Below are 26,518 nucleotides of genomic sequence, written 5' to 3' on the forward strand. Positions count from 1 at the left end.
TATATTTAATTCTCGTAAATAGTCAAAACGACTTGCCTTAGGAAAGTTATAAATATAGGCATTACATCAGGTTTAAAACAAGAAATACTATTGTGAATAAAGAAGAAATATTCGATGCCATTGTTGTCGGAACAGGAATTAGCGGTGGTTGGGCCGCTAAAGAATTATGTGAGAACGGATTAAAAACTTTAGTACTTGAACGAGGACCTATGGTGCGGCATATCGAAGATTACCCCACCATGCACGATGACCCTTGGGACTACCCCCTAAAAGGCGAGCTCTCAAAGGCCGACAAAGAGAAATACCACATCCAATCTCGAGTAGGCTGGGCCCCAAAGGAAGATTCAAAGCATTTCTTCGTGAACGACCTTGACCATCCCTACGTAGAAACCAAGCGTTTTGATTGGATCAGGGGCTACCAAGTCGGTGGCCGCTCCTTGACCTGGGGCAAGCAGAGCTACCGTTGGAGCGACCTTGATTTTGAAGCCAATAAAAAAGAAGGTATAGGCGTAGACTGGCCCGTACGCTATAAAGATATTTCACCTTGGTACGATAAGGTGGAAAAATATATTGGAGTAAGTGGAGAAAATCTGGGTCTACCCCACTTGCCCGATGGTATCTTTCAGCCCAAAATGGACCTGAACTGTGTTGAAGAGGAATTTAAGGCCTCAGTGGCCGAAAAATTTGACGATGGCCGTTTGATCACCATCGGTCGTGCGGCACATATCACCGACCCCAATGCCGATTTTGAAGGCAGGGGAACATGCCAAAATAGAAATAGATGCTGGAGAGGCTGCCCATTTGGGGGATACTTTAGCAGTAATTCTTCTACCTTGCCCGCTGCGGAACGTACCGGAAATATGACACTACGGCCTAATTCCATCGTATATGAAGTGATATATGACGACACTACCAAAAAGGCTACTGGCGTGAAGATTATCGATGCCGAAACCAACGAGAAGATTGAATTTAAGGCGAAAGTGATTTTTCTATGTGCCTCATCAATGGCATCGGTCGGTATCCTTTTGCAATCGAAGAGCGAGCGTTTCCCCAATGGCTTGGGCAACGACTCCGACGCACTTGGCCGTGGCATTATGGACCACCATTACAAATTAGGTGCCTCGGCAAAAGTAGACGGTTATTTAGACAAGTACTACAAAGGACGAAGACCCAACGGATTCTACATTCCCAGATTTGTCAATTTAAACGAAGAGACCAGACGCGAAGGCTACCTGCGCGGCTTTGGCTACCAAGGCAGCGCCAGCAGACAAGACTGGTCGGCCTCAATCGGAGAAATGGGATACGGAAAAGACCTAAAAGAATCTATTCTAAAACCCGGGCATTGGCAAATTGGCGTTACCGGTTTTGGCGAATTTTTACCCTATGACGATAATCGCGTAACCCTTAGCCGAACCAAAAAAGACAAATGGGGACTACCCCAACTGGATTTTGACGTTGAGTTCAAGGAAAACGAATATAATATGCGCGAGGACATTAAAAAGGAAATCGTTGCCATGTTCAAAGCGGCGGGCTTCAAAGATGTACAGCCTTATGACGAAGTAACCGGTCCGGGCTTGGGCATTCATGAAATGGGAGGCGCACGTATGGGGCATAACCCCAAAACGTCAATAGTGAACAAACACAACCAATTACATACCGTTCCCAACGTATATGTAACGGACGGGGCTTTCATGTCATCGTCAAGTTGTGTCAACCCTTCGTTGACCTATATGGCGTTTACGGCAAGGGCCGCTAACCATGCCGCCGAACAATTAAAGTCCGGAAAACTTTCATAATCATGTATAACGACCGATAAATCAATCTGATATTCTAAAATATCACCTAATATTGTTCGCTCGTTTGTATATTGTTAACCTAAATTTTTCGCTAATACCGTGAAAAACTAGCTAACCGCAATAACTATATGGAAAACGCTTCAGCCCGAAATTTGTGGGGAGATTACCTTGACAAACATTTAGAACATGCTTTTGTCGATGCCCCGCAAGTCGTTCATTTCTGCAATAACGAACAAGATGCCAACGAATGCGCGGCACTGGTCAAAAAAGGCATCAAACGCGCCACCTCCCACTCGTTGTTAGGTCTGCAGTACCGCAAACAGCCATTGCCCAAGATTGGCGATTTTATGATCGTAACCAATTGGGAAGGCGAGGCACAGTGCATCGTTAGAACTACCGCCGTAAAATTAAGGCCCTATTTCAGTATAGACGAGGCCTATGCCCAACGCGAAGGTGAGGGCGATAAAAGCTTGGCCTATTGGAAAAAGGTGCATTGGGACTACTTTACCAAAGAACTGGCCGCTTTCAACCGCAAGCCAAACGAGAGCATGATCATTGTCTGTCAAGAGTTCGAAAAAATATTCGACCGTTAACCGGTTTTTATAGGAATTGAAAAGCTGTGCTATTTTGTGATACCACAGAAGCCCCATTTATTGCAAAGTTTTTTTACCTTGTACGGTATCAACGTAAACAAACTCCAACATGCTCAACTCCACTCCCTATAAGCCTTCATTCGGCCTATTTCTCTCGTTTCTTGGTATACTCCTATCGATTTCCGTTCAGGCCCAGGCGCCCAAATGGGAAAATCCCGAATGGGAAAACCCCGAAATATTTCAAATCAACCGCGAAAGCCCCACGGCTTCGTTCTATCGATACAAAACGCCCGAAAACGCACTACAGAACGATAGTTGGGAAAACTCACCCTATTACCGCTCATTAAACGGTGATTGGCTCTTTAAGTATGCCGACAATGTCATGGCCCGGCCCCTTGATTTTCAAACCGCCGATTTTGACACTTCCACATGGAGCACGATTCCCGTGCCTTCCAATTGGGAACTTCAAGGCCACGGTATTCCTATTTACACGAACATCGTCTACCCTTTTCCAAAAAACCCTCCTTTTATTCCCCACGACAAAAATCCCGTAGGAAGCTACAAACGTGATTTTGAAATTTCAGACAATTGGAACGGCAAGAACATTTACCTGCATTTCGGTGGGGTCAGCGGCGCTATGTACGTTTGGGTCAACGGACAAAAAGTAGGTTACAGCGAGGGCAGCAAGACCCCGGCAGAATTCAACATCACAAAGTACATCCGAGCAGGTAAAAACACCTTGGCCGTACAAGTTTTACGCTGGTCCGATGCCAGCTATATGGAGGATCAAGACTTTTGGCGTCTGAGCGGTATTGACCGCGACGTCTATCTGTACGCTACCGAAACCACCACCATTAAGGACTATCGGGCCATAGCCGACCTAGAAAACGACTATAAAGATGGATTACTGAAGCTTAACCTGAAACTAGAAAACACCGGAAAAAAGGCAAAAGGATACAAAGTAGGCGTACAACTTTTAGATCATGGCAAAGTACTTTATTCAGAGGAAAAAGATGTGGTTTTCAGCGGAAAATCAGCCGAGGTAAATTTTGAAAAATCCCTAACAAACATAAAAACCTGGAACGCTGAAAAACCAAACTTATACACCTTGCTATTTGTCCTAAAAGACAAAAAAGGTGAGGTTTCTGAAGCCATAAGCTCAAAAATAGGCTTTAGAAAAATTGAAATTAAGAACAACCAATTCTTGGTCAACGGCCAGGCCGTTCTCATCAAAGGGGCCAACCTACATGACCACGATGAAACTACAGGCCATGTGATAAGCAGAGAGGTAACCCTTAAAGATATGGAGGTAATGAAGCGTAACAACTTAAACGCCATACGCTGCAGCCATTACCCCAAAAATGAGTTCTTCTACCGCATGGCGGATAAATATGGTTTCTACGTGGTGGACGAAGTAAATATTGAGATTCACGGTATGGGTACCACCAACCAAGGTCTCGATAATGATGAGGAGGCCAAGAAAATTCACCCAGCTTACAGACCAGAGTGGAAAGCCATGCACTTAGATCGTACGGAGCGTATGTACGAACGTGATAAAAACTTCACTTCTATTGTTACTTGGTCTTTAGGTAATGAAGCGGGTAACGGCGAAAATTTCTTCGCTACTTACGAATGGCTCAAAAAACAAGACGCTACGCGCCCCGTTCAATACGAAGGCGCCACTCAATACACCAATACGGACATTCAGGCGCCCATGTACGCCACCATTGAGCAGACCATTGAGTATGCCGAAAACGACCCAAAGCGACCTTTGATTCAATGTGAATACGCACATGCCATGGGGAATAGCGTTGGCAACCTTCAAGATTACTGGGATGTTATTGAAAAGTATGATGTGCTACAAGGCGGTTTTATTTGGGATTGGGTCGATCAGGGCCTAAAGACCAAGAATGAAGACGGCGTGGAGTTTTATGCCTTTGGAGGTGATTTTGGCGCCTCACACCTTCAGCATGACAATAATTTTTGCTTGAACGGATTGGTAAATCCTGATCGTTCAGCCCACCCGGCCCTACATGAAGTAAAAAAGGTGTACCAATATATAAAGTTTAAATCCGAGGATCCTAAATCAGGTAAAATCACCATCACCAACAAGTATGATTTTACGAACCTTTCTGAGTATAATTTTACATGGAAATTGTTCAAAAACGGTATTGAGATAAAGGCAGGAACTATCGCCGATGTAGCAATAGCACCCTATGAATCTAAGGAAGTTCAGGTTACCCTACCAGCATTGACCGATGATCAAGCGGAATATTTATTGAATGTTTACGCATCCACCAAAAATGCCTCGCCACTTGTTCCACAAGGTTTTACCGTTGCCTATGAGCAATTCCAATTGACCGATTACACCCCCAGTGTTTTTGAAATGGAAACCAGTGGACTTTCAGTTTCGAATATTGACGGCACCGTAAAAATTAAAGGTGATGGATTTGAAGTCGGCTTTAATAGTGCCGATGGTAGCTTGACCACACTCGATTACGGCCAAGGCAATTTGATCAAAAACGGACCGAGCGTAAATTTTTGGCGCGCGCCGACCGATAATGATTATGGCTACAATATGCCGAAACGTTTACAGGTATGGAAAGAAGCTACAGCAACTCAAAATTTGACCCGTTTTCAGTTGAACTCCAACGATGGCAAGAAGGTTATAGATGCCGTAAAATTGAGTAAGAACCCGTTTAAAATCAAAAACGATTTACAGCTTACGGCCACCTACAGCCTGCCTTCCGTACAAGGTGAAGCCACGGTGACCTATGCAATCAACAACAAGGGAGAGATTCTAGTGCGTACGGACCTTTCCAACATTAAGGGTAGTTTGCCGATCATGCCCCGTTTTGGCAACAACTTTATTATAGACCCAGTCTATGACAATGTGAGCTGGTACGGCAGGGGACCGCATGAAAATTACCAAGACCGAAAGACTTCGGCATTGGTAGGCATATACCATGCAAAGGTAAAGGACTTATATTTTGAGTATATACGCCCACAGGAAAACGGCTACCGAACCGATATCCGTACGGTATCCTTTTTAAACGGGAACGGAAAAGGAATCGAAATTTCCTCACCAAGACTGTTCGGGTTCAGTGCCCACAACCAATACAACTCAGATTTTGACGAAGGCATGGAAAAGCAACAACGCCATACCTATGATATTCCTCAAAGAGACCTCATCAACATCAATATAGATTACAGCCAAATGGGTGTTGGAGGCGATAACAGCTGGGGACTATTACCACACGAAGCATATCAAATCAAACCAGATAATTTATCTTTTAGTTTTATGATACAACCGGTGAAATAAGTTTGTATCAACTTTACAAGTAAACTAAAAATCTCCCTGAAAGTATTTTACTTTCAGGGAGATTTTTAGTTTTAGTTATAGATTTTATTAGCAAATCGTACATACATTCTATTGTTATTGTGACCAAAGTGTAATTGTATTTGAAAATCATCTTTATCCCAAAGGACATGGTCAATTTCTTTATGCTCTATACTGCCCTTTTTTAATGACGTAATACGCTCTTTAATATTTGATGTAAAGTTTTCATCATTTGTTTTTTCAGAAGATTCTTCTTGTAATATTTCATCAACGACCAAGATGTTACTAGTGTAGCCATAATACTCACTAATTATTTTGTAATATGACGTATCCACAATTTCTGGAAAGAAAATGGTTATACTGTTTATAGTATTATCTTCAGAAGTCTCAACTCCAATTTGACCAATTGACTTTCCAAAAAAATCTACCTTTGGTTCCAATATCATGTATAAATTGTCCATTGCAGTAACTTGCGTCACACCTATTGACAATGCTTCACTAATATCTTTACCCAACAATGTATCAAAAAAGGGAACCTTCATAAATAAATTCGATAAAACTAAAACAATTATTATTCTCATAAACTTAATCGCAATCGCCGGTAGTTAACAAACTAGTTTGATATATCCCCGCATTTTTCATTTTAAAAGGTTCAACATAAGATATTTGACCTCCTCGAAATTTCATTGCTGCCTTTAAGCTTTTAATCCATGTATCATTAACATCTTCTTTTGTTGCATCAAAGTTAGTTAAATACCATAATTCTACGGCACGATTTGCAGCAGTTACGGCTTCAGCAGTTATATTAGATGCTTCTCCGTTGCGCCTCCACGAAGGAAGTGTAAAATATACTCGATTTAATTTAACGTACACTTCTTTAGTGTCAACTCTACCATTTACAAGTCGATAAGAATGAAATGTTTCCTCCATATTATCTACTGCCGCTGCGGTAACCGCAGACCCAGGTGGCTTATAAAACTCAAAACTCCCACAATTCACAAAAAAGATAGGATTTCCCGGCTCATTAATAGGAAAAACCAATTCCTCTTCCGGACAATCATTACTTAAATACTTACAAGCCCCACTTTGGACTTTACCTTCAGTACAACCGGAATCGCCTCCACCACCATCTGTACCAAATTGCCCAAAACTTCCTATACCCACTTCTACACTTGGTGTAGGTGCAGGTGTAGTACTTGGCGCACTATCAATTGCTACGTAAACATAACTTGGTGTTGAAATATTTGTATAATTATCTCCTTCAGTTGAGGTGGAGCCACCACCACTACCACTACCACTACCACTACCACTACTACCATTACTATTATTACCAGATGTTCCGGCAACAGAAATACTACCACATGGAACTGGGGCAGCCTCTTTTCCAGAAATAGAACTACTTGCAAAACTACCAAGATTGTAATAAGCTATATCTCCTCGGAAAGGAGCTTCTTTTCGATCGCTACTAGAATAAGTAGGGTAATAGCTTTCATCAACCTCATAACGCAACACTATTGGTTGTTTAAAATTTCCATGATTGTCCTCTTTTACGACAACATTATAAAATACATTATATGGACTATTAGGAACATACATTCTAACCGCATAAGAATAATTTCCAATTGAATCCAGAACTTGTAAAATACCCTGACTATCTAAAACAATGTTTTCCGAATTAGCTGACTGACCCCAAGATATAGAACTGTTTTGAATACTATACTCAATATTCTCTTTCAAAGAAGGAATATCATCAATTGTCCATGATTGTAATTCAAAATTATTGGGCTCTTGATCTGTTATATCTGCAGCGACAGTCGAAATTTCTTGATCTTCTGATAAGTTTTCATTTTGGCAACTTTGAAATACAAAAAGAAAAATCAGGAGAACTGAGTAGATAAGCTTTTTCACACGTGTTAAATTTAAATTTTCAGGTTAATATTCTGATATGAAAGTAAGAATTTAAGTGTTAACTGAAAACTAAATTTAGAATAATTAAAAAATTCCATATTTAGAAAAACAAAAACCCCCGAAAGCAAAATACTTTCGGGGGTTCTTATTTATTGCGGATTTTCTTTAGACTATCAGTCTTCTAGTTCTACCCACGTATTACCGTTTTTATGCGATTCTACAGTAGCTTCGATAAAGTTCATACCCCGGACACCATCGGTCATGGTTGGGTATTCCGCGCTATCGTATTGCTCACCCCTAATGGCTTTGGCCACACCTAAATAGATGTTCGCCATAGAATCAAAAATACCTTCAGGGTGTCCTGGAGGAAGTTTGGTTCCGCCTAATGAAAGTTCACTGTTATAGGCATGCCCAGGCTTATACACCTGTGTAGGTTTGGTATCGCTCAGAACATACAGGTAATTAGGATTCTCTTGCTCCCATCTGAAAGCCCCTTTTTCGCCGTAAATAGCTATTCCAAGACCATTTTCCTCACCAGTAGCTACTTGACTACTTCGAATAACCCCTTTAACATGGTCACTCATTCTGATAAGAACCGTTCCATCAACATCCATCTGGTTGTCTTCGTACAAATAGTTGAAGTCGCTCAAAATAGACTTGATCTTTAAACCTGTGGTGTACTCTACCATATTGAAGGCATGTACCCCGATATCTCCGATACAAGAACTGATTCCTGCCTTTTTGGGGTCTAAACGCCAAACCGAAGAACGTTTCTCTTGATCGTGGATTATCTCGTTGATCCATCCTTGATAATACACAGCGTCTACTTTGTGGATCCTTCCTAACTCTCCATTCTTGATCATTTCACGCATTTGGCGTACCATAGGGTAACCGGTATAGGTATGGGTCAATGCAAAAACGGTACCCGCCTTTTCATGGGCGGCCTGTAGTTTTTTAGCTTCCTCCAATGAGGTGGTCATAGGTTTTTCACAAATCACGTGAAACCCGTTTTCCAACAGTTTCAATGCCATAGGAAAATGAAGAAAGTTCGGGGTCAACACCGAACAAACCTGTATACGCTCGTCTTCAGGAAGCTTCATTTCTTCTTCGATCATCGTATCAAAATCTTTATAGATACGGTCGGTAGGCACGTCAATCTCCTTGGCAAAAGCCATATTTTGCTCAAAATCAGGGTTGAATACCGCTCCTACTATTTGATAGTTGTCATTAATATGCGATGCTACACGATGTAGTACACCTATTAGAGAGTCTCCTCCTCCACCTAAAATTCCAAGTCTGATTTTTTTTGGCATTTTGTAATCCTTTTAATTAGTAAAAAGTCGCTATTTGAACCTTTTGCGTTCGTTATTTTTTAAGAGTTTGAATTTAATAAAATAACTATGATTTATAGGCTATTTTTTCATTTTTGAACAAAATGGAGAACAGTAGTAGCACTAGAAACGCAAAAGCGGAAGGATACAACCAAATCGTACTCCAATCGTGTTGTCCGCCATCCAACACATAGGTATCCGTAATGGCTCCGGCTATCCAGAAACCTATGAGCATACCAACGCCATAGGTCGCTAAAGTAATTAGGCCCTGAGCTGCGCTTTTGTATTTTACCCCTGCTTTACTATCCGTATATATCTGTCCGGAAACAAAGAAAAAATCGTAACAAACACCATGTAAGGCTATACCCGTTATTAACATGAATACAAGCTCGCCCGTATCTCCATATGCAAACATCAGGTACCTAAGTCCCCAAGCCAACATAGCCGCTACGATAGTCATTTTAAAACCGAACCGTTTAAAAAAGAAGGGCAGGAGCAAGAGAAAAAGAATCTCGGAAATTTGCCCGATAGTCATTTTTCCCGCAGGGTTGGCTACTCCGATTTCCCCCAAAAACTGCCCCGCATGCTGATAATAGAAGGCCAAGGGAATACAGATGAATACCGATGCCAAAAAGAATATCAAGAAATTACGGTCTTTTAACAATGCCAAAGCGTCTAATCCTAAAATATCGGACAGTTTTATTTTTTGGCTTCTATCAGCGGTCGGCGGTGTGTTGGGCAGTGTAAAACTGAACACCCCCAAGAGCGCCGATGACACAGCGGCCATTAAAAAAGTATTGCGCAAAAACCCTTCGGTAATACCTTCTTGTGAATCCCAATTAAAAAAACTGATGAGCAATCCGGCGGTAATCCACCCTATAGTTCCAAAAACACGTACGAAGGAAAACTCTTTGGCCGGGTCTTTCATCTGATTAAATGAAACGGAATTCACCAAGGCCAAAGTTGACATATACATAATCATATAAGCCAGCAGAAATGGAAAAAATCCAGAAAAATCCGTCGCTTGGTACATGGCGTACATAAGTGTTGCTCCGATTAAGTGCAGCACCCCCAAAATGCGTTCCGCATTAAAATATCTATCGGCAATGAGTCCAATAATAAAGGGCGCTAAAATAGCGCCCCAAGATTGTGTTGAATAAGCTAGGGCGATTTCACTGCCTGTAGAGCCTAAACTATTTGGAAGATATATACCCAAGGTCACGAACCAGCCTCCCCAGATAAAGAACTCCAAAAACATCATTAATGAAAGCTGTGCCTTAATCTTTATCGTCATTGCGAAGCCTTACTTTTTATAAGTCATATAATCCGTTCGAAAGAGCTCCAACCCATTCGCCTTAAAATCCACCTCTATAAGACTTCTATAATAAGCCGACTCATTAATGATGTGAAAAAGTAGGTCTTGCACCGTATGGATCAACAGTTTCCCTTCGGCATCCTCATAATCTATACGTTTATCAAAATCATCTGTGGCCGAGGTAATCTCAAAAGAGTTACGTTGGTTTTCGTAATGAACGTCGCCCCATGTACTTAAATCGTGCAACTGCCCCATCTGATAGGTAGGTTGCCCCTTACCGATATACTCGTTATAGATATGATGCATGTTCAAAACATCACTAAAGAGCGCCATACTTTTTGGAGGAACACTTTCCAGTGCCGTGCAAGCTTCAATGAGCTTTTTGTTACAGTAGAAATTATAGTCGAACAGCTGATTGAAAAATACTTTCACGGTAACGGATATCTATTTTAAGTTTATTTGATTTCTTTCGATGCTTTTAGCAACAGTTCTTTGGTTGCTATAATTCCTTCTTCCTCGCTCAGGCCGTTTCCTTCATATTCGACCCCCACAAAACCTGTATACCCATGGTCTTTTACCATTTGAAGCATTTTTACGTAGTCAATTTCGGTTTCATTACCCTCTGCATCGAAATCATGCGATTTGGCACTGACCGCCTTGGCATATGGCATCAACTCTTTTACGCCTTTATATTTATCGTACATAAGCTCACACTCACGGGTACCCTTTTTGCGGGTAATACAAAAATTTCCGAAATCGGGCAAGGTACCGCAATTGTCCATTGCCACGGCCTTCATGACCTCGGCGTGCATGGCCCCATTGGAAGATAGCCCCCCATGGTTTTCTACAAGAATATTAATATTTTTTCCCTTTGCGTAGGTACACAACTTTGTAAGACCATCTATAGAATTCTTTTTCCACTCTTCTGGGTCATTGCTTCCGCTCAGATTAACACGAATAGAATGGCACCCCATTGCAGCTGCGGCATCCACCCATTTCTTATGTTTTTCTACGGTCTCGTCCCTTTCCTTTTCATCACTAACGGCCAGGTTGCCTTGACCATCTATCATGATCAAAACATTCTGCAGCCCATGCTTTTTGGCCTCGGCATTCGATTTCTCTACAAAAGCCGCCATGGCCTCTTCCGAATAACCCGCATCGGACAACTCGGGGTTGTACAATTGACTGACATATTCCAAACCAGAAAAGCCCCATTTTTTGGCCTTTTCCGCAAACGTATATGGGTCTACCCCATCCTCTCGGACCATTCTATGTATAGACCATTGTGCTAAAGATAATTTAAAGAAAGGTTCTATTTCGACTTCGACTTCCTCAGTTTCCGATGAAGCCTCTGTCTGTTTTTCCTCTTTTTTGGTTCCCTTGCAAGCCGCAAGACCTAAAATTGAAAGGGCCAAACCGGCATTAGAGCTATTTCTTATAAAGTTTCTTCTTTTCATTATTTACGATTAGTTTATTGAATTTTAAGGATTTGGGGGCAGATTACCCTTTAATGTATGACCTTAACAAGATGTATAGCGAATAAATGTAGAAAATTAATTTAATATTTAATAAATTTATGGACTAAACAATTTTGTACATGAGCAAATTTTATTACAACGAAGAGCAAGAATCATATGACGCGATTGTAGTAGGTACAGGTATAAGTGGTGGCTGGGCAGCAAAAGAGCTTTGCGAAGCCGGACTAAAGACCTTGGTGCTGGAGCGCGGACGTATGGTGAAGCACATCGAAGACTATGAAACTGCGAACATGGACCCCTGGGATTTTCCTAACGGAGGAAAGCCAACAAAAGAGGACATCGCAAAACAACCGAAACAGAACCGAACAGGCTATACGACCAATGCCGCAAGTAAGATGTGGTTCGTAAACGACCTTGAACATCCGTATAATGAAATACAGCGTTTCGACTGGATGCGTGGTTACCACGTTGGTGGGCGTTCCTTACAATGGGGTCGACAGAGCTACCGCTGGAGCGATATTGATTTTGAAGCGAACAAAAACGAGGGTATTGCCGTTGATTGGCCGGTTCGATATAAGGACATTGCCCCTTGGTACGCCAAAGTAGAAGATTATATAGGTGTTAGTGGCGAGGCATTGAATTTGCCACAATTGCCCGACAGCAATTTCCTTCCCCAAATGGAACTCAACTGCGTTGAAGAACATTTTAAGGAAAAAGTAGCGGAGTCTTTTGACGGCCGCGCCGTAACCGTCGGTAGGGTAGCCCATATCACGGGAACCAAAAACTTTGATGGTCGCTCAAAATGTCAATTTAGAAATAGATGTATAAGAGGGTGTCCTTTTGGAGCATATTTCAGCAGCCTTTCATCGACCTTACCTGCGGCAGAAGCTACTGGAAACATGACATTGCGCCCTGATTCCATAGTACACGAAGTAATGTACGACCCAGACACAAAACGTGCCACGGGGGTAAAGGTAATCGACAGGGAAACCAAAGAAGCTTACGAATTCAAGGCCAAAGTGATTTTCCTTTGCGCTTCCTCCATAGCTTCTACCTCTATATTAATGCAATCAAAATCAGACCGCTTCCCCAATGGTATGGGTAACGATTCAGACCAATTGGGCCGTAACATCATGGACCACCACTTAGGAGTGGGCGCTTCAGGTAAATTCGACGGTTTTGACGATAAATATTACAAGGGCCGCAGACCTAATGGTGTATACATTCCCCGATTCAGAAACTTGGGAGGTGATACCAACAGAAAAGACTACAAGCGTGGCTTCGGCTACCAAGGTGGTGCAAGCAGAGGCAATTGGGAAGAATTAATTGCCGAACTATCCTACGGAAAAGACCTCAAAGATGCCATTTTAAAACCGGGTGGATGGACCATCGGTATCGGTGGTTTCGGCGAAGTATTACCGTACGAAGACAACCGTATGACCCTTGACTACGACAAATTGGACAGCTGGGGATTACCGACGGTTACTTTCGACGCCGGATTCAAGGAAAACGAGCTGAACATGCGTAAAGACATGATGGAGTCGGCCATTGAAATGCTTGAAAAAGCAGGTGTAACGGACGTAAAAGGTCATGACCGCGAAACCGGCCTTGGCCTTGGTATCCACGAAATGGGCACGGCACGAATGGGAAGAGACAGAAAGACCTCCGTTCTAAACGGCAATAACCAGATTCACGATGTACCCAATGTTTATGTAACCGACGGATCATTTATGACCTCCGCAAGTTGTGTGAACCCTTCATTAACCTATATGGCTTTTACGGCAAGGGCAGCGAACCACGCCGTAAACGAACTCAAAAAAGGAAATATATAATGGATAGAAGAAAAGCACTCAAGAATATGGGTATGGCCCTCGGTTACACCGTGGCCACCCCCACTCTGATCAGCATTGTCCAAAGTTGCAAGGGCGAGACCGTACTGGAATGGACACCTGACTTTTTTACAAAGGAACAAGGTGCCGCTTTGACCCAATTGGTAGATATTATCCTACCGAAAACGGACACCCCTTCGGCCTCGGAAACCCAAGTACATCTATTTATAGATCGTTTTGCCGATCAGGTCATGGAGAAAGAACAGCAAGACTTCCTTAAAATGTCTATGGACAGGTTTTTAGAAAAGGCCCTCAAAGATTCAGGCAAAGAGAAAGCGGCAGATTTAACCGCCGAGGACCTTGAGCCTGTACTGGCCGATGCCTTAAAAGCTACCAAGGAAGAAGAAGTGAGCAACTTCAAGTCCATCAGACAATACAACGAAGCTATAGCCGAAGGAAAACAACCCCTTCTTGAAGATGGCATAGCCCGTTTTGCATTTGCCAACAACCTTAGAGGTATGACCATTTGGGGCTATAAGACCTCAGAGTATGTTGGGGAAAAGGTCTTGGCCTACCTCCCCGTTCCTGGGGAATACATAGGTTGTGCAGATACCAAAGAACTGACCGGCGGAAAGGCATGGTCGCTCTAAAATAAGTTCTGACATAGAACCATAAAAGGGGCCGATGGTAATCGTATATTTACTTTCGGCCCTTTATTTTTTTATATCATCCAACCCATCCATACAAAATGAAAAGAAGAAATTTTATTCAGAAAACAGCCCTTAGCACAGGGGCACTCTCCATGGTAGGCAACCTTGCTTACCCCAACCTTACCAACACCAAGTCAAAACCCCATAAATTCAACCTAAAATATGCGCCGCATTTGGGCATGTTCAAGGCATTGGCGGGCGATGACCCCATCGATCAGATCAACTTTATGGCCGACCAAGGTTTTACCGCCTTTGAGGACAATGGCATGATGAAACGCGATGTGGCCATGCAGAACAAAATAGGGGAAACCTTGGCCAAAAGAGGAATGACCATGGGCGTATTCGTTATCGACAAAGGCGGCAATATGAAGAACACCCTGGCCGCCGGAAAGCAAGAATACATAGATATCTTTTTAGACGGATGCAAAAGAGCCGTAGAAACCGCAAAACGAGTCAATGCCAAATGGATGACCGTTGTACCCGGTGGCTTTGAAAGAAAACTGCCCATAGGCGTACAAGACGGCAACGTTATCGAAGCCCTAAAGCGGGGTGCGGAAATCTTAGAACCTCACGGACTCACCATGGTACTGGAGCCCCTATCCGATTCACCCGACCTGTATTTACAGAACTCCGATCAAACCTATATGATATGTAAAGGTGTCGATAGCCCCGCCTGTAAAATTTTGTTCGACATCTACCACATGCAAAAAACCGAGGGGCATCTTATCCATAATATGGGACTCACCTGGGACGAAATAGCCTACATCCAAATTGGGGACAACCCAGGGAGAAAAGAGCCTACGACCGGTGAAATCAACTACAAAAACGTATTCAAATGGATATACGAAAAAGGCTTTGACGGTGTATTAGGCATGGAGCATGGAAATTCTAAAGAAGGTAAGGCCGGTGAGCAAGCCGTAATCGATGCCTACAAACAAGAAGATTCATTTTTATAAAACAAACAGCGAACAATATATACCTCAGCCCTGCCTTTGACTAAGGTGGGGCTGTTTTCTTTACTGGCCCAGATTTGTTAAAAAAATGCATTTTAACGGGAGTAAAAAAAGCCAATTGTGCATTTCAACGAGTTTTTTGACCTTTTTCGACCTAGAACATACTAAAGCTATAAGATAGCTAAAAAGTCGAACGTTGTCCTTGTATGGCCTCATACATATACTTACTCATCACCTACGCAGCTCTCATGCTAATGTCAAAAGTGGCGTTTTACTACTTTAACAAGAAGCAATCGAAAAAACTCACTCGTGTCGACGAGCCAGTTCAAGAAGAAAATCCTCAAATCGTGTATTCGGCCGATCGTGCCGTGGGCACAACACAAGTTCGTCTATAAATGACGCATATGTAAACAAATTGCCAATTTTTTGCCAAAAAAAGACATTTTTGACAGTTTTATGTAATCTTTTTAATGATTTCCGTACGTATATAGTATAAAATCATTTTGGGGGCAACATGGACAAATACATCATCATACTCATTGTTTATATAGCTGCGTATCTTTTATCGGTAGTAGCTAGACCTTATTTAGAAAAATAATGGCTTTTAGTTATTTTTTTAAAAGGCGGCGGGCCTAACCTTGACCGGACAACAAGTGCATATACGAGATCAGCCCCTTTAGCCTTCCTCCTACACAGAAATCTAGCCTCTAGCAAGCTTTAGAGAGCACTCCTAAGATTTTACAAGCCTTACCCCCCATAAAACAAAAAACCCCGGCCAAAAGCCAGGGTTGTTCAATATATCTTTTGTTAAGCCTATGAGCCACACATTAAACAATCATCGTCTGCCTGCCCTTCTTTGGCACGAGCGATCATTTCTTTCATTTCTTGTGGTGTCATAGGTTGAATATCCAATTCCTGTTGGGGTGTAACCGGAGTAGCCTTCACTTCCATTTCGGCAGCAGCTTCAACCGGTGGTGTTGTTGCCGCAGCTTCCGCCTCGGCAGCCACACTGACCGGTGCCGCTTTTTTCTTGCTGTTATCCAAGGTAAACTTGATCGCATCTACGGCCGCCTTGGTACGTAAATAGTACATTCCCGTTTTTAGGCCGCTTTTCCATGCGTAAAAGTGCATTGAAGTCAATTTGGCATAGTTCGCATTCTCCATGAACAAATTCAACGACTGGCTCTGATCAATGAAGTAACCTCTCTGACGGCTCATATCGATAATATCTTTCATACTAAGCTCCCATACCGTCTTGTAAAGGTCCCTGATTTCTTGCGGAATAGTTTCTATATGCTGTATAGAACCGTTGGCCCTCATTAGCTCTTGCTTCATATTCTCGTTCCAAAGGCCCAAGTTCACCAAGTCTTCCAATAGGTGCTTGTTCACTACAATAAACTCTCCTGAAAGCACCCTTCTCGTATAAATATTGGAGGTATAAGGTTCAAAACACTCGTTATTACCTAGAATCTGTGAAGTGGAGGCCGTAGGCATAGGTGCCACAAGCAAAGAGTTGCGAACACCGTTCTTTTTTACTTCTTTGCGAAGCTTTTCCCAATCCCATCTTCCGGAAAGTTCCTCATCTTTTACACCCCAAAGGTTATGTTGAAATTCCCCTTGTGATATCGGTGACCCTTCGAAGGTAGAATACGGACCTTCTTCCTTGGCCATTTCCATAGAAGCGGTAACGGCCGCAAAATAAAGGGTCTCAAAGATTTCCTGGTTTAATTTTTTGGCCTCATCGCTTGTAAACGGCAAGCGCAACATAATAAATGCGTCGGCCAGCCCCTGTACACCTAGCCCGATAGGCCTGTGTCTCATATTGGAGTTTTCGGCTTCCTTAACAGGATAGTAATTTCTATCAATGACCTTGTTCAAGTTTCGGGTCACCCTCTTGGTAACCTTGAACAATTCCTTATGGTCAAAGCTTCCGTTCTTAACGAACATTGGCAATGCAATGGATGCCAAGTTACAAACAGCCACCTCGTCCGGTGAGGTATATTCCATTATCTCGGTACACAAGTTGGATGAACGTATGGTACCCAAGTTTTTCTGGTTACTTTTTCTGTTGGCCGCATCTTTGTAAAGCATATAAGGCGTACCGGTCTCGATTTGTGATTCCAATATCTTCTCCCAAAGATCTCGGGCCTTTACCGTCTTTCTTCCCTTGCCCTCAGCTTCGTACTTAAGGTACAATTCCTCGAACTCTTCACTGTGGTGCGTAAACAATCCCGGACATTCGTTCGGACACATCAATGTCCAATCCTCATTAGCCTCTACCCTTCTCATGAAGAGATCGGAAATCCACATCGCATAAAAGAGATCTCGCGCACGCATCTCTTCTTTACCATGGTTCTTTTTCAAATCTAAAAAGGCATAGATATCGGCATGCCAAGGCTCCATATAGATAGCAAAACTCCCTTTACGCTTTCCTCCGCCTTGATCCACGTATCGTGCCGTGTCGTTAAACACTTGAAGCATGGGTACGATTCCATTGGATGTTCCATTCGTTCCAGCGATATAAGAGCCTGTAGCACGTACATTATGAATAGAGAGACCAATACCACCGGCCGACTGCGAAATCTTCGCCGTTTGCTTTAATGTATCGTATATACCATCAATACTATCGTCTTTCATGGCCAATAAGAAGCAAGAAGACATTTGTGGTTTTGGGGTACCCGAATTAAAAAGCGTTGGCGTGGCATGGGTAAAGTATTTTTTAGACATGAGCTCATAGGTCTCTATGGCGGCATCTAGGTCGTTAAGGTGAATGCCCACGGAAACACGCATAAGCATATGCTGCGGACGCTCGGCGATCTTACCGTTAAGTTTCAACAGATAGGAGCGCTCCAAAGTCTTAAAACCAAAATAATCATATCCAAAATCCCTATTGTATATGATGGTCGAATCGAGTCTTTCCGAATTTTCCGTAATGACCTTGTATACCTCGTCCGACAGCAATGGTGCCTTTTTATTGGTACGTGGATTAACGTACTCATAAAGGTCTTTCATTGTCTCGGAGAAGGACTTCTTAGTATTTTTATGAAGGTTAGAGACCGATATACGGGCCGCCAATTTAGCGTAATCAGGATGGGTAGTGGTCATCGTTGCCGCAATCTCGGCCGCCAGGTTATCGAGTTCAGAGGTGGTAACCCCATCATAAAGTCCTTCTATGACACGCATAGCGACCTTTAAGGGATCGACAAGGCCATTTAGGCCATAACACAATTTTCTAACTCGGGCCGTGATCTTATCGAACATGACCATTTCTTTTCTGCCGTCTCTTTTGATTACAAACATTTAACTACGTTTTAGTGAGGTGATATTTTTGGTTTGATTAGCTCTGACTGTTAAAATTTTTAACAGTTTCGAAATTGGGAATAAAGAACCCTTTATAGCTAAGAGCCTTTGGTTTTAAACTATTTAAAAATCTGCGTCGAAGCTTATTTTCTGCGCATCATCATCCTTTTCTTTGTTCAAAACGCCCGCTTTTTGGTATTCGGAAACGCGTTTCTCAAAGAAATTGGTCTTTCCCTGTAGGGAAATCATATCCATAAAGTCAAACGGATTGGTCGCGTTGTAAACCTTATCACATTCCAACTCGACAAGAAGCCGATCCGTTACAAATTCTAGGTATTGGGTCATTAATTTGGAGTTCATTCCTATTAGGCTCGCAGGAAGCGACTCGGTAATAAACTCACGCTCGATATCTAATGCATCGGTCAAAATTTGGGTGATGCGCTCTTTAGGCACTTTGTTGACCAAGTGCTTGTTGTGTAAGTGTACGGCATAATCGCAGTGCATACCCTCATCCCTGGAAATCAATTCATTGGAAAAGGTAAGTCCTGGCATCAACCCTCTTTTTTTCAACCAAAAGATAGAGCAGAAAGCTCCCGAGAAAAAGATACCCTCAACCGCTGCAAAAGCGATCAACCTTTCGGCAAAACTTGGAGACTCGATCCAATTCAACGCCCAATCGGCTTTTTTCTTAATAGCCGGAAAATTTTCTATCGCCCTAAATAGAAGGGATTTTTCTTTTTCGTCCTTCACATAGGTGTCGATCAGAAGCGAATAGGTTTCAGAGTGAATATTCTCCATCATAATCTGAAAACCATAGAAAAACTTTGCTTCGGCGTACTGCACTTCGCTTACAAAGTTCTCAGCTAAATTTTCGTTAACGATACCATCGGAAGCTGCAAAAAAGGCCAATATATGTTTAATGAAGTACCGCTCATCTTCACTCAATTTATTGTTCCAATCGTTTTGGTCTTCATGTAAATCGATTTCCTCCGCCGTCCAAAAACAAGCCTCACATTTTTTGTACCATTCCCACAAATCGTGATGTTTGATAGGAAAGATTACAAAGCGGTCGTTATTCTCTTCCAAAATAGGCTCTAGGGCTGCGGACATATCAAAGCGGTTTTAAAAAATTCGTGTATTGGGAAGAAAAGTCTTCCTTTGTGATGGAATAACAAAGATGGCAAAAAACCGCCAAAATATATGGGCTGTTTCATCATTTTGACTACAAAGTTTTTAACACGAATTGTTGAAATGTGGGCTCGCATTGTATATACACTGACCTTCGCAACAAATGCCCCTTACAACAAATTTGATGTGGAAATTGAACAAAAAAAATTAAACCAAAAAGTATATAAAAACATACTTTTTGGTTTAATTTTTAGAGGGCCATCGTCGACCAAGACCGCTACCCCTAATTTATTCTATACCCTTCAAAGAAACTGCCAAAACCATCGATACGGGAATCTTGGCCTACACTGTAATTACGCAATTGAACATAGACCTCTTGTCCGGCATTCAACTTAAAAATCCCACTGATCTCCGTATCAACGGTGTCTCCATCGACCGTAGACCCACTGAGCCAATTCGATTGGATATTGAATTTGATTGCAAAAAATGCACTGCTTACGGCATTCGACTGATCTATCCTGGCATGTAGGAAATAATATCCCGACTTGGGGCATACGAACCTTTTTGTAGTCCCATTGAGGCTGCCGGTGGTATCGTACAGCTCGTTTTCCCATATATCGGCCTCAATTATGGTGCCCCCGTCCAAATCCTTAACGGCAAAACCGCTGCCTTCATACTTAAACACTATAGGCTCACTAGCTTTCAAATTTCCATTGGCGTCGGCCACCACGTTCCGTTCGCCAGAACCTTCTAATTGTTTCACCCTTACATCGCCATTGGCTTCAACGGTCAACCTAGGGATGGCCTTGGTCACCAAATGGACTTTTCCGGTGGTATTACCACTTCCCGTACCAAAATCCATATCCCTGGCTCCCGAAAAAATACCTGAATAGCCGATATAACCGTTCGACGTATTGTAACTGACCCAGTTGCGCACATTATCGGTCTCGAGCATTACGGGGTTGGCGGTAGCCCCAACAACATGCAGTTGTGTACTGGGCGAGGCCGTACCTATCCCCACATCTCCACTGGTATAGTACACATCGCTTCCGTCTTCTTCCCACAGCGTGCCTCCGCCACCCGCGGCCACCTCGTCGTTGCCCGCGACCCATTGGCCCGAACCCGCATCCCATTTGGCCACTTGGCCGTCACTGGCTCCGACCAAGCCTTTTATGGTAGAGCCATTACCGGTCAACAATCCGTTTTCCGCAGTTACATCCACATAATCGCCCAAATCGACCGAGCCGGTACCGTCTTCGATGGAAAGTACATCACCGGTCAAGACCAAGGCTTGGTCATCGGTATCCACCAGACCGCCCGTAGCCAATTCCTCGATCGCTTCCTGGGTATTGGTCGCCGCCAGGCCGGTACCCGAATTATCGAAGGCCACCTCCGAGGCATTTTGGTCATCCGTACCTCCGGGCGGTATTATGGCGGACAAATCTATGGTCGACCCACCGGTTATGCTTAAATCGGTACCCACAAGGCTAATATCTTGAATTTCATTGCTAGGGTCGGCATCAGCATCGCCCCCTCCACCAGAGGATGCGATTTCATCCAAGGCGTCTTGAACATTATCGGACACAAGGCCAGACCCAGCATTGTTATAGGGGACTTCCAAAGCATTCTGGGTAACACCCCCTCCACCTGACAAACGGTTGTCGACATAGGTCTTAACGGCTTTTTGCGTGGGTAGTATCCTATCGCTGTTCTCCACCAGCCCCTCGTCATCCGATATGCCATCAACCTCATTGCCCAGGCCCAAACCCAGGCTTCCCAAAACCTCGAGGTCGCCCTTAATCTTAACTCCCCCTGTATTGACATTTTCAATATCTACCCCGTTCACGGCCCATCTCTTATCCCCAGAAGCCATCGCATAGGGCACCGCCATAAGTTCCGTAGTTCCCGCCTCCGCACCATTGAACGAAACGGTAACAAAAGTAGCTTCGCCCCAAGGCAAATTGGCATAACTACCGGTACTACTATTGCCACTTCCGATCTGCAAGCTAAAGACACCGTTGGCATCGGTCGTTATTGAATGGCTTTCTTGATACTGGGCGACCGCGTCGGCACTACCAAATTTTAAGGCAATACCAATTTCTATGGTCTCTTGCGCCATTAGTTCGTTATCGGAATTACGGGCTACCCCTTGGTAATTAATAAAGTTTTTTTGCTGCGCCTGAACCATTAGCGTTCCCAAGAACAACAATGAAAGCACGGTAAGTATTCGATGGTATTTTCTTTTCATGGCCCTATTTTTTAATCAGTTTATATTCTTTAGTTTCCGAACGGCCCTCCAGGTAAAGTTTTAACACATATACTCCTTTTGCCATATAGGCCATATCAATCTTGTATTCCAACCCGACCTCATCGGTTTTTTGGCTGATGACCTGCTGTCCGTTTAAAGCAAATAGCTCAATACCGTACACCTTGTTGCCACCCATAAAAACAGTGACTTCCTCTACCACGGGATTAGGGTACACCAGAATATCCGAGGGTTCCTCCGTAGGGATCATCGGCATGACCAAAATGCCCTTTCCTGCCCAAAAACCTTGATCTACGGAATTGGTTTCCATCAACAAGCCCACCGCAGGCTCGCCTATGGTGAAACTTACGGACATTGCGCTCGTCGCCATGGTTCCGCCCACGTTACTTATAACGCTCCGTTCTATGGACTGGGCAAAAGAAAGGCCCAGGCCAAGGCACAGTAATACGGGAAGCAGTATTTTTTTCATTTTTCCTTCGTTTTAAGATTAATGGTCCCCCAAGGCCTAGGTTAACACTATTGACGAAATATTTTCGTTTCTACCGGCGAATATCGCGGTTACGAATTCCTGAAAGGAAACACCGTAAATCTGTAACAAGGGTAAATATGGGGAGTGCCATGTGCCATGAAGTATCGAGGCCAGGCCTCGGAAAGGCAATGCAAACCGTTTAAAGAGCGATAGAAGAAAAAGCCCTTTTTTCAAACATCTTAGCCATCAAAATATTGAAGCGGCAAAAGTAGGCCCGCTTACAAAACTATTAGATAATCGGAAAGAAAGAAGGCACATCGTATCAACGGTCTGCTTTCCATCTTTATCCAAATACCGGGCAACACCTACCGCCCCTTTTTTTTAGAGCCAGACGGTATCGAATCACTTCTTCGCCTTCATAAAGGCACGGTTTTCACCCAGATATTTAGAAAAGCAGGAAGTTTGTTTACATGTATTTTTATCGGATACGGGCTATCGCTTAGATTCCCTTAAACCAAACCTCATATTTCTTTCCTAAAATAGGTGCTGGGCTCTCCTTTCCATTTAAAGCGTTCATAAGCGCCATTACCCACATGTAAAGAAGTACAAAAATGCCAAGTATATTTATCAACCACCCCAAAATAGGTATAAGGCCGATAATGCCCAAACACAATCCCGTAATACAGAGTCCGACCGACTGCCGAATATGATATCTGGCAAACTCTTGTTTTTTCTCATTGTTCATTACAAACGCCACGACCAAGCCGATAACTGTAATATAGGCCAGTATGGCAATGGTTTTATCATTTTCATCTGTGGTGGCCGCAGCTTGGGCCGTATCCATTTTGGTCTCCGAATTTTCCATGATCTATTTATTTTAAGTGCTATTGAATGAATTTTACTCGACCATATCGGTCAAGTCTGACAAATCAAGCTTATGGACCAAGGCCCAGGTCTCGTCCGGTTGCATTTTGGCAGCATTTATCGTTACTAAAAAGCGCTCATCATAGGAGAACATCAGCTGGGTATCGTTGCTCTTTTTCATATAGGTCTGTTGCGCCTTTATACCCTTGACCTCAACAGTTTGCCTGTGCTTAAGGGCATCTTCTTCCTCCATATCATAATTGCCCAACATACCAAAGCCAGCGGCCATCGTACTTCCTATCGGTCCCGCCCCATCGATAACCGACACCTTGAATTTCTTTTCATTTGCAGCATCTTCATAGGTAGCCTCGACAGAATTCACTTTATACATTCCCATCGGCCCCACTTTAAAGGCCGTGCGCTGCATATCTGACAACTTTTCGGGAAGCCAGCCCTTGAGCTCATCACTACTAAGCGGAACGGCGTCTTTGAGCTTTTTGATCTTCCCCTCAACGTTTCGCGCTTCCTTGACCAAGTTGCTCGTGTTCGTTATTCCCTCTTTTGCCCTGTCCAGTTTTTCCTTTGCCTCGCCCAAACAAGAATTCAGGCCTAGAAGCATTGCGGAGAGCATTGACCACTTAACTATTGTTCTCATACCATATATAATTTGAGTTAGAAAAAGGGTACGATCAATCGCACCCATCTTTATCGATGTCTTCCTGAGCTTCCTTTATGGCCTGGTCATATTCGGCCTTATTGGTGCCGGGCACGCAATCAGCCCAGCCTTTTAGTGCATTAAAGTAATCTTTGGCGGCCGCCTTGTACTTGGCACAATTTTCTACGGTAGGATCTTCTTGATAGGCTTGGCCGGCCACTGAAAGTGCCGCTGTTTCATCAAGTATGTTTTGCGACCAAACGCCTCCACCGGCACACCCGCCCAACGGGTCTAAAGGGTTGCTTTTATCACACCCGTAGGTGAACGCTAACATCATTACACTTCCGTAAAGAAACATTCCTCTTTTGCTAATTGTTTTCATGGCTTTTCTTGTTTTTGTTACTAATTGTTTATGGTTACTTTCTGTTAATCATCAATCTTGGCACAGATTACCCGATGCATTGTTCGAATAGGCCAAATTAGACTCCTCAAATGTGGCCCCGTCTCTTACAAATATGCCACACCCCCCACTATTGGCCAATAAGGTATTGTGAATCTTCATTTGCCCGGCTCTAACGTAGAGCCCACTTTTATCGTCACAGCAATACACATAATTTGACCCGGCATTATTAATTTCCGCATAGTCGATTATGTTATCGCTACTATTGGTATCGACATATATCCCTCTCCAATATCCCTGACTATTTTCCGCGCCTCTAAAAACTATCTTTTCTTCCGCCTTACCCACGGCATTGAACGAACCAGAGCCATACACGCCCAGTCCAGAATCAGCATCAAATTCTATTATCACACCAGGCAAAAGGCTTAAGGCCGTAGTGATGTCAAGCACTTCGTTTTTCGTCAACCTATACGGCACATCGGTAGCGGCAATGGTCGTCTCTTCTTCAATGTTGCCCCCATCTAAGAGTATATAATCTTTGGTATTCCCCTTATAGGTAGAGCCACTTCCATCTAAAAGCCCGACAACCGATGGATCTATAAAAAGTGGGGCCTCATCATGGGTAGTAATCGTATTGGCCGCATACTTTTCAAATTTAAAACCATCCTTGGCCACGATACCATATGACTTACCATTACTTAAGATTGAATTGGAGATACTGGCCCTTCCTGAATGAAAGAGAATGGCAGCCTTTTCCCCACAGCAATAGACGTAATTAGACCCGGTATCGGAGATTTCTAAATAATCTATTTTATTGTTGAGGCTGTTAGTTTCAAAATACAACCCGCGCCAAAAGCCTTTTACAGGAGACTGGCCACGCATAACAACAGGTGCTCCTGCATTTCCGTCAACGGTCAGAAACCCATCACTATACACCCCAATACCACCATTTTCATTAAAAACGATTTCAGCTCCTGCATCAATTACAAAACCTGATTTTATATCCAATACCTTTCCCGGTAATAAGTAGGGTACATTTAGCTTGTACCATGTCGTCTGATTATTTACTGCAGCTCCCGTAACATTTACAAAATCTTTACCGTTGCCACTATAATCAGACCCCATACCATCAAGGCCGGACAATACCTCGGCGTTGAATTCAGCCGGATAAGAATCATGGGTGTTTATGGTTATATTGCTATACGATTCGAGTTGCGTACCTATGGAGGCTATCAAGCCTATTCCTTTTCCTTTAGTCAAATGCACATTTTCAAGAGCTATTTTAGCCCCTTTCAAGTATAGACTGGCCGCTTGATTACAACAATAGACATAATTAGAACCTGCACCTTCAATAATAACATGCTTTAGTTTATTGTCGACCGATTGTGTTTCGATATGAACACCACGCCACCATCCTTTAATGTCGCTGTTACCCCGCAGTACAATGGGCTCGTTATCCGTTCCCATGGCATTCAAAGTTCCTTCGTTATAGATGCCCAAACCTGCATTTTCAGTGAATTCGATCACTACTCCCGGTTCAATTGTCAAGGGAGCTGTAACATCGATAACACATTTTACAATATAGTCTACGGCAGCGGGACCGTTCTTTAAAACCGTCTCCTCCTTTATATTACAAGAAAGTTCTTGGGTTTCTACAGGACCGGCATCAGCAATCGGGGTATATTCACCTTCACGAACCCATTTTTGAATATTGCCCTCCCCGGAAGAACTAACGGAAATTCTTAGTGTGTCATCCTCTCTCAGTTCCATGGCAGCGGAGTAATACCGAGCATCACTACCTAATTCCTCATATTTATATTTTTCTTGGCTCTCTGGCTTAATGTCCTTCCATTTTATATCCCCAACATCAAAGGAAGAACCTGCCTTATCGACTATTTTACCCTGCCCATCTTGCATCTCCACAATCATTCCGTCATTCGAGGGCAAACTACTGGCTATTCGAATCCATGCCCCCTTTAAATTATCAAGGTTCAATTCTTCTTCAGTTTCTTCTGGTGTATTCGCCGTGTCTTGGGTATCATCTTTGGAACATGCCACAAAAAGCAAGACAAAAAGTACGGTATACAGTACATTTTTTGTTTTCATAATCGTACGTTTTAAAGTTTTTTACACCCGTTTATACCCTAATTACAAAAAGGTCAACATCCCCGATAAAAAAAATT

20 protein-coding genes are annotated in these 26,518 nt (G+C 43.1%); 6 read left to right on the plus strand and 14 right to left on the minus strand.

The window, feature by feature from the left end; all coding sequences use genetic code 11:
- Nucleotides 1-92: 92 nt before the first annotated feature.
- From BW980_RS00435 to BW980_RS00445, 3 genes are all read left to right on the plus strand, one after another.
- On the plus strand, nt 93-1,796 hold the full coding sequence (locus tag BW980_RS00435; RefSeq protein WP_076453012.1) for a GMC oxidoreductase: 1,704 nt from the start codon (nt 93-95) through the stop codon (nt 1,794-1,796).
- 128 nt (nt 1,797-1,924) lie between these two features.
- Entirely contained in the window at nt 1,925-2,389 is a 465-nt protein-coding gene (locus BW980_RS00440; RefSeq protein WP_076453013.1) for an ASCH domain-containing protein, read from the plus strand.
- A gap of 109 nt (nt 2,390-2,498) precedes the next feature.
- A complete protein-coding gene (locus BW980_RS00445) occupies nt 2,499-5,711 on the plus strand; it encodes a beta-galactosidase, LacZ type (protein ID WP_076453014.1) in 3,213 nt (1,070 codons plus the stop codon).
- A 71-nt stretch (nt 5,712-5,782) separates the two neighbouring features.
- Here the strand turns inward: BW980_RS00445 and BW980_RS00450 are convergent, their stop codons facing one another.
- The 6 genes from BW980_RS00450 to BW980_RS00475 form a co-directional block, all read right to left on the minus strand.
- Complete coding sequence (locus tag BW980_RS00450; RefSeq protein WP_139327562.1) at nt 5,783-6,310, minus strand: hypothetical protein; 528 nt, start codon at nt 6,308-6,310, stop codon at nt 5,783-5,785.
- Nucleotides 6,311-6,314: 4 nt separating this feature from the next.
- Nucleotides 6,315-7,637 carry a hypothetical protein gene (locus BW980_RS00455; RefSeq protein ID WP_076453016.1) on the minus strand — a complete coding sequence of 441 codons (1,323 nt, stop codon included), beginning with the start codon at nt 7,635-7,637 and terminating at the stop codon, nt 6,315-6,317.
- A 173-nt stretch (nt 7,638-7,810) separates the two neighbouring features.
- Nucleotides 7,811-8,950 (minus strand): Gfo/Idh/MocA family protein, encoded by a 1,140-nt coding sequence (locus BW980_RS00460; RefSeq protein ID WP_076453017.1) that lies wholly within the window; start codon nt 8,948-8,950, stop codon nt 7,811-7,813.
- An 85-nt stretch (nt 8,951-9,035) separates the two neighbouring features.
- Nucleotides 9,036-10,262, minus strand: a complete 1,227-nt coding sequence (locus BW980_RS00465) for a nucleoside permease (protein WP_076453018.1) — start codon at nt 10,260-10,262, stop codon at nt 9,036-9,038.
- A 9-nt stretch (nt 10,263-10,271) separates the two neighbouring features.
- Complete coding sequence (locus BW980_RS00470; protein ID WP_076453019.1) at nt 10,272-10,715, minus strand: damage-inducible protein DinB; 444 nt, start codon at nt 10,713-10,715, stop codon at nt 10,272-10,274.
- Between the two features lie 23 nt (nt 10,716-10,738).
- On the minus strand, nt 10,739-11,740 hold the full coding sequence (locus BW980_RS00475) for a sugar phosphate isomerase/epimerase family protein (RefSeq protein ID WP_076453020.1): 1,002 nt from the start codon (nt 11,738-11,740) through the stop codon (nt 10,739-10,741).
- A 140-nt stretch (nt 11,741-11,880) separates the two neighbouring features.
- Between BW980_RS00475 and BW980_RS00480 the strand changes: the two genes are divergently transcribed.
- The 3 genes from BW980_RS00480 (at nt 11,881) to BW980_RS00490 (ending at nt 15,256) form a co-directional block, all read left to right on the plus strand.
- Complete coding sequence (locus BW980_RS00480) at nt 11,881-13,593, plus strand: GMC oxidoreductase (protein WP_076453021.1); 1,713 nt, start codon at nt 11,881-11,883, stop codon at nt 13,591-13,593.
- Nucleotides 13,593-14,240 carry a gluconate 2-dehydrogenase subunit 3 family protein gene (locus tag BW980_RS00485; protein ID WP_076453022.1) on the plus strand — a complete coding sequence of 216 codons (648 nt, stop codon included), beginning with the start codon at nt 13,593-13,595 and terminating at the stop codon, nt 14,238-14,240. Before BW980_RS00480 ends, BW980_RS00485 begins: the two co-directional genes overlap by 1 nt.
- Nucleotides 14,241-14,338: 98 nt before the next feature.
- A complete protein-coding gene (locus BW980_RS00490; protein ID WP_076453023.1) occupies nt 14,339-15,256 on the plus strand; it encodes a hydroxypyruvate isomerase family protein in 918 nt (305 codons plus the stop codon).
- An 810-nt stretch (nt 15,257-16,066) separates the two neighbouring features.
- On the opposite strand, the gene BW980_RS00500 is transcribed toward BW980_RS00490, so the two are convergent.
- From BW980_RS00500 to BW980_RS00535, 8 genes are all read right to left on the minus strand, one after another.
- On the minus strand, nt 16,067-18,553 hold the full coding sequence (locus BW980_RS00500) for a ribonucleoside-diphosphate reductase subunit alpha (protein WP_076453025.1): 2,487 nt from the start codon (nt 18,551-18,553) through the stop codon (nt 16,067-16,069).
- A gap of 123 nt (nt 18,554-18,676) precedes the next feature.
- On the minus strand, nt 18,677-19,663 hold the full coding sequence (locus BW980_RS00505; RefSeq protein WP_076453026.1) for a ribonucleotide-diphosphate reductase subunit beta: 987 nt from the start codon (nt 19,661-19,663) through the stop codon (nt 18,677-18,679).
- 301 nt (nt 19,664-19,964) lie between these two features.
- Complete coding sequence (locus BW980_RS00510) at nt 19,965-21,929, minus strand: hypothetical protein (RefSeq protein WP_139327563.1); 1,965 nt, start codon at nt 21,927-21,929, stop codon at nt 19,965-19,967.
- Between the two features lie 4 nt (nt 21,930-21,933).
- Nucleotides 21,934-22,416, minus strand: a complete 483-nt coding sequence (locus BW980_RS00515) for a T9SS type A sorting domain-containing protein (protein ID WP_076453028.1) — start codon at nt 22,414-22,416, stop codon at nt 21,934-21,936.
- A 499-nt stretch (nt 22,417-22,915) separates the two neighbouring features.
- On the minus strand, nt 22,916-23,281 hold the full coding sequence (locus BW980_RS00520) for a DUF4870 domain-containing protein (RefSeq protein ID WP_076453029.1): 366 nt from the start codon (nt 23,279-23,281) through the stop codon (nt 22,916-22,918).
- Nucleotides 23,282-23,314: 33 nt separating this feature from the next.
- Nucleotides 23,315-23,935: a hypothetical protein gene (locus BW980_RS00525; RefSeq protein ID WP_139327564.1), complete on the minus strand. Its 621-nt coding sequence runs from the start codon at nt 23,933-23,935 to the stop codon at nt 23,315-23,317.
- 34 nt (nt 23,936-23,969) lie between these two features.
- Nucleotides 23,970-24,317, minus strand: a complete 348-nt coding sequence (locus BW980_RS00530; protein ID WP_076453031.1) for a hypothetical protein — start codon at nt 24,315-24,317, stop codon at nt 23,970-23,972.
- Between the two features lie 51 nt (nt 24,318-24,368).
- On the minus strand, nt 24,369-26,441 hold the full coding sequence (locus BW980_RS00535) for a hypothetical protein (RefSeq protein WP_076453032.1): 2,073 nt from the start codon (nt 26,439-26,441) through the stop codon (nt 24,369-24,371).
- Nucleotides 26,442-26,518: the final 77 nt, after the last annotated feature.

This window comes from Zobellia uliginosa (genome assembly GCF_900156625.1).
Lineage (GTDB): Bacteria > Bacteroidota > Bacteroidia > Flavobacteriales > Flavobacteriaceae > Zobellia > Zobellia uliginosa.

Excerpts from the sequence above, each read along its gene's own strand:
- BW980_RS00440 (WP_076453013.1), top strand. The coding sequence starts at position 1,925 with ATGGAAAACGCTTCAGCCCGAAATTTGTGGGGAGATTACCTTGACAAA.
- BW980_RS00445 (WP_076453014.1), top strand. The coding sequence starts at position 2,499 with ATGCTCAACTCCACTCCCTATAAGCCTTCATTCGGCCTATTTCTCTCG.
- BW980_RS00450 (WP_139327562.1), bottom strand. The coding sequence starts at position 6,310 with ATGAGAATAATAATTGTTTTAGTTTTATCGAATTTATTTATGAAGGTT.
- BW980_RS00460 (WP_076453017.1), bottom strand. The coding sequence starts at position 8,950 with ATGCCAAAAAAAATCAGACTTGGAATTTTAGGTGGAGGAGGAGACTCT.
- BW980_RS00465 (WP_076453018.1), bottom strand. The coding sequence starts at position 10,262 with ATGACGATAAAGATTAAGGCACAGCTTTCATTAATGATGTTTTTGGAG.
- BW980_RS00475 (WP_076453020.1), bottom strand. The coding sequence starts at position 11,740 with ATGAAAAGAAGAAACTTTATAAGAAATAGCTCTAATGCCGGTTTGGCC.
- BW980_RS00480 (WP_076453021.1), top strand. The coding sequence starts at position 11,881 with ATGAGCAAATTTTATTACAACGAAGAGCAAGAATCATATGACGCGATT.
- BW980_RS00485 (WP_076453022.1), top strand. The coding sequence starts at position 13,593 with ATGGATAGAAGAAAAGCACTCAAGAATATGGGTATGGCCCTCGGTTAC.
- BW980_RS00490 (WP_076453023.1), top strand. The coding sequence starts at position 14,339 with ATGAAAAGAAGAAATTTTATTCAGAAAACAGCCCTTAGCACAGGGGCA.
- BW980_RS00500 (WP_076453025.1), bottom strand. The coding sequence starts at position 18,553 with ATGTTTGTAATCAAAAGAGACGGCAGAAAAGAAATGGTCATGTTCGAT.
- BW980_RS00505 (WP_076453026.1), bottom strand. The coding sequence starts at position 19,663 with ATGTCCGCAGCCCTAGAGCCTATTTTGGAAGAGAATAACGACCGCTTT.
- BW980_RS00510 (WP_139327563.1), bottom strand. The coding sequence starts at position 21,929 with ATGAAAAGAAAATACCATCGAATACTTACCGTGCTTTCATTGTTGTTC.
- BW980_RS00515 (WP_076453028.1), bottom strand. The coding sequence starts at position 22,416 with ATGAAAAAAATACTGCTTCCCGTATTACTGTGCCTTGGCCTGGGCCTT.
- BW980_RS00520 (WP_076453029.1), bottom strand. The coding sequence starts at position 23,281 with ATGGAAAATTCGGAGACCAAAATGGATACGGCCCAAGCTGCGGCCACC.
- BW980_RS00525 (WP_139327564.1), bottom strand. The coding sequence starts at position 23,935 with ATGAGAACAATAGTTAAGTGGTCAATGCTCTCCGCAATGCTTCTAGGC.
- BW980_RS00530 (WP_076453031.1), bottom strand. The coding sequence starts at position 24,317 with ATGAAAACAATTAGCAAAAGAGGAATGTTTCTTTACGGAAGTGTAATG.
- BW980_RS00535 (WP_076453032.1), bottom strand. The coding sequence starts at position 26,441 with ATGAAAACAAAAAATGTACTGTATACCGTACTTTTTGTCTTGCTTTTT.